The following is a 4,003-nucleotide window of genomic DNA, read 5'->3' as shown; positions in this document are numbered from 1 at the left end:
CCGCGCACACTTGGTGGGCGGTGTGCGGTTTGCGCGTTTCGTCCCGGCCATACCACTCACGACTACCTAAAGCTCGGCCCTGACGTGGTGTGCGGCCGCGACCAGGTTGCGCAGCGCGGGCTCGACTTCCGCGTAGCCGCGGGTCTTGAGGCCGCAGTCGGGATTCACCCAAACGCGTTCCGCGGGCACCGCGCCGATCGCGGTGCGCAGCAGACCGGTGACCTCGTCGATGCTCGGGACGCGGGGCGAGTGGATGTCGTAGACACCCGGCCCGACACCGCGGCCGAACCCGGCCGAGCTGAGGCCGGCGAGCACCTCCATCTTCGAGCGGGTGGCCTCGATGCTGGTCACGTCCGCGTCGAGCGCGTCGATCGCGGGCAGCACCTCGCCGAACTCCGAATAGCACATGTGCGTGTGGATCTGGGTGGAGTCCGAGATGCCCGAGGTGGCGAGCCGGAACGCGTCGACCGCCCACGCGAAGTACGCCTCGTGGCCGGCCGCCCGCAGCGGGAGCAGCTCACGCAGCGCGGGCTCGTCGACCTGGATGATGCGGATGCCCGCCGACTCCAGGTCGTGCACCTCGTCGCGGATGGCCAGCGCGACCTGGCGCGCGGTGTCGCCGAGCGGCTGGTCGTCGCGGACGAACGACCACGCGAGGATCGTGGCCGGGCCGGTGAGCATGCCCTTCACCGGCTTGCCGGTCAGCGCCTGCGCGTACCGCGCCCACTCGACGGTCATCGGCTTCGGCCGCGAGACGTCGCCGTAGAGGATCGGCGGCCGGACACAGCGCGAGCCATAGGACTGGACCCAGCCGAACTCCGTCGCGGCGAACCCGGCGAGCTGCTCGGCGAAGTACTGGACCATGTCATTGCGCTCTGGCTCACCGTGCACGAGCACGTCGAGGCCGAGATCTTCCTGCAGCCGCACCACCTTGTCGATCTCGGCGTGCATCGCGGCGCGGTAGCCGTCGTCGCCGAGCTTGCCGGCGCGGTGCGCGGCGCGTGCCTTGCGGACCTCGGCGGTCTGGGGGAAGGAGCCGATGGTCGTGGACGGCAGCGCGGGCAGCTTGAGCGTCTTCTGCTGGGCTTGGGCCCGTTGGGCGTACGGCGGCCTCGTGATGTGCTCGGGACGCAGCGCCCGCAACCGCGCCCGCACGCGGTCGTCGACGAGATCCTTCGCCGTGGCACGGCTTTTCGTGGCCTCGCGGGCAGCGGTGAGGTCGACGTCTTCCCGCAGCGCGCGCCCGATCAGCACCACCTCGTCGACCTTCTGGCGCGCGAACGCCAGCCACCCGTTCACCCGGCCGAGGTCTTCCCGGTCGATGTCGTAGGGAACGTGCAGCAGCGAACACGAAGTCGACACGCCGACTTGGCCTGCGGTCCCGAGCAGCGTCGCGGCTTTGCCCAGCGCGGTGTCGATGTCGACGCGCCAGATGTTGCGCCCGTCGACGACGCCCGCGATGACTTCCTTGTCCTTGAGCGCACTCTCGGCCGCGACGGCGTCCACTTCGGACGGATCGGTGACGAGATCGACGGCCAGCGCGTCGATCGGCGAGCGCGCCAGCCGCCCGAGCGCGTTACCCAGCTTGCCGAAATACCCCGCGACCAGCACCTTCGGCCGCGAGGTCAGCCCGCCGAGCACGCGGTACGCGTACGACAGCAGCTGCAGCTCACGGTCCGTGCGATCACCCGCGAAGGCGGGCTCGTCGAGCTGGATCCACTGCACGCCGGCATGGTGCAGCTGGGCGAACAGCTCGGTGTAGGCGATGAGCAGCTGATCCAGCAGCTGCAGCGGATCGAAGCCCTCCACGGTCGGCTTCGACAGCAGCAGGTAGGTGAGCGGGCCGACCAGCACCGGACGGGTTTCCCCATCGGCCTCGCGGTACTCGTCGAGCGGCTTGGTGCCGCTGAGCGCGAAGCACGTGTCCGGGCCCAGTTCGGGCACCAGGTAGTGATAGTTGGTGTCGAACCACTTCGTCATCTCCAGCGCGGGCGCCTCCTGGACCCCGCGCGCGGCGGCGAAGTACGTGTCCAGCGGCGAAAGCCCCAGCTCGGTGAACCGCTTCGGCAGCGCGCCGAACAGCACGGTCGTGTCGAGCATCTGGTCGTAGAAGGAGAAGGTGTTCGACGGGATCGTGTCCAGCCCGGCCGCCCGCAGCTCGTCGACGGTGCTGGCGCGCAGCCCAGCGGCGATCTTTTGTAGCTCGGTCTCGTCGATCCGGCCGGCCCAATAGGCCTCGACGGCCTTCTTCAGTTCCCGATCGGGGCCGATACGCGGGTAGCCCAGCACGGTGGTGCCGATGCGTGTGGTCACAGCTCTCTCCTCGCGAGCTCGTCGAAGGAGCCCGTGCGCGCGCGAAAAGACACCATGACGTGTCGTGCCCTCCCGCGAGGCCCGGACTCGCGCATGCCTGCGGCACACGCACCACAGGCAGGTCTTCGGACTCATGGGCGTCACACACGCGCCTACCGGCCGTCGCTTCCCGGACTCGTGTCCAGTGCTTTACCGTGTCTCGCACGGTGACGGCTTTCGTTCCCACATACCGCTGCGGGGCAGTCCCGGATTCACACCGGGTTCCCTGTTGCCTCGCCAGAGCGTGAAACGGCCACGCCCTGGCGAACCAGTGGCGTGGCCGAGCCTAGCCTGAATCCGCGCTGCCGCGCTGACGGCTCCCAGTCCGTGGAAGGATCTGTCAGGTACAGGGTCGTGAGTGTTTACGCCGGTTAGAACCGGCCGTACCACTCACGACCCCCGAACCTCGGCCTCCTTGGTTGCCACGTGAACGAGGGGAGCCCCTGCTGCATCCAACGCAGCAGGGGCTCCCCTCGTTCACGGCACCAACCCGAAGCTTGATATCACGAGTCAGGCTCAGTCCCAGTCGAGGGCGCCGCCCGACTGGTATTCGATGACGCGGGTCTCGAAGAAGTTCTTCTCCTTCTTCAGGTCCATCGCCTCGGACATCCAGGGGAAGGGGTTCTCCTCCTGGCCGAAGATCGGCGCGAGGCCGATCTGCTGGGCGCGGCGGTCGGTGATGAAGTGCATGTACTGCTCGCACAGGTCGGCCGACAGGCCGAGCATGCCGCGGGGCATGGTGTCGCGGGCGTAGGCGACCTCGAGCTGGCAGGCCTCCGTGAGCATGTCGCGGATCTCGGCCTGGAACTCGGGTGTCCACAGGTGCGGGTTCTCGATCTTGATCTGGTTGATGCAGTCGATGCCGAAGTTCAGGTGGATCGACTCGTCACGCAGGATGTACTGGTACTGCTCGGCGATGCCGATCATCTTGTTGCGGCGGCCGAGCGAGAGGATCTGCGCGAAGCCGGTGTAGAACCACATGCCCTCGAAGATCACGTAGAACGCGACGAGGTCACGCAGGAAGGCCTGGTCGGCCTCGGGCGTTCCGGTCTCGAAGTCCGGGTTCTCCAGGTTCTGGGTGTGCTTGAGCGCCCAGGCGTCCTTCGCGGAGATGGACGGGACCTCGCGGTACATGTTGAACAGCTCGCCCTCGACCAGGCCGAGGCTCTCGCAGATGTACTGGAAGGTGTGCGTGTGCACGGCCTCCTCGAACGCCTGGCGCAGCAGGTACTGGCGGCACTCGGGGTTGGTGATCTGGCGGTACACCGCGAGCACGATGTTGTTGGCCACCAAGGACTCCGCGGTCGCGAAGAAGCCGAGGTTGCGCTTGAGCATCTGGCGCTCGTCGTCGGTCAGTCCGTCCTTGGACTTCCAGAGCGCGATGTCGGCCTGCATGGCGACCTCGGTCGGCATCCAGTGGTTGTTGCAGCCCGCGAGGTACTTCTCCCAGGCCCAGGTGTATTTCATCGGCAGCAGCTGGTTGACGTCGGCGCGGGCGTTGATCATGCGCTTGTCGTCGACGTTGATACGCGCGGCGCCGACCTCGATCTCGCCGAGGCCCGTCGCGTCGGCGAGCTGGGGGTCCATTGTGGTCATTCAAAGCTCCAAAAAGTGTGGGGGTCGTGAGTGGTATGGCCGGTTAGAACCGGCC

At 67.5% G+C, this 4,003-nt stretch carries 2 protein-coding genes and 1 riboswitch; both genes read right to left on the bottom strand.

What is annotated here, in order from left to right:
• Positions 1–66: 66 nt before the first annotated feature.
• Positions 67–2,313: a 5-methyltetrahydropteroyltriglutamate--homocysteine S-methyltransferase gene (metE, locus tag ACFV15_RS18645; RefSeq protein ID WP_378351714.1), complete on the bottom strand. Its 2,247-nt coding sequence runs from the start codon at positions 2,311–2,313 to the stop codon at positions 67–69.
• A 98-nt stretch (positions 2,314–2,411) separates the two neighbouring features.
• A riboswitch (cobalamin riboswitch) is annotated at positions 2,412–2,640 on the bottom strand.
• Between the two features lie 228 nt (positions 2,641–2,868).
• Positions 2,869–3,948, bottom strand: a complete 1,080-nt coding sequence (locus ACFV15_RS18640; protein WP_370942451.1) for a ribonucleotide-diphosphate reductase subunit beta — start codon at positions 3,946–3,948, stop codon at positions 2,869–2,871.
• Between the last annotated feature and the right edge of the window lie 55 nt (positions 3,949–4,003).

It is taken from the genome of Amycolatopsis sp. NPDC059657 (genome assembly GCF_042734395.1).
Taxonomy (GTDB): domain Bacteria; phylum Actinomycetota; class Actinomycetes; order Mycobacteriales; family Pseudonocardiaceae; genus Amycolatopsis.
Note: the sequence above shows the minus strand (reverse complement) of the source record. Positions and strands in the feature narration are given on the sequence as shown.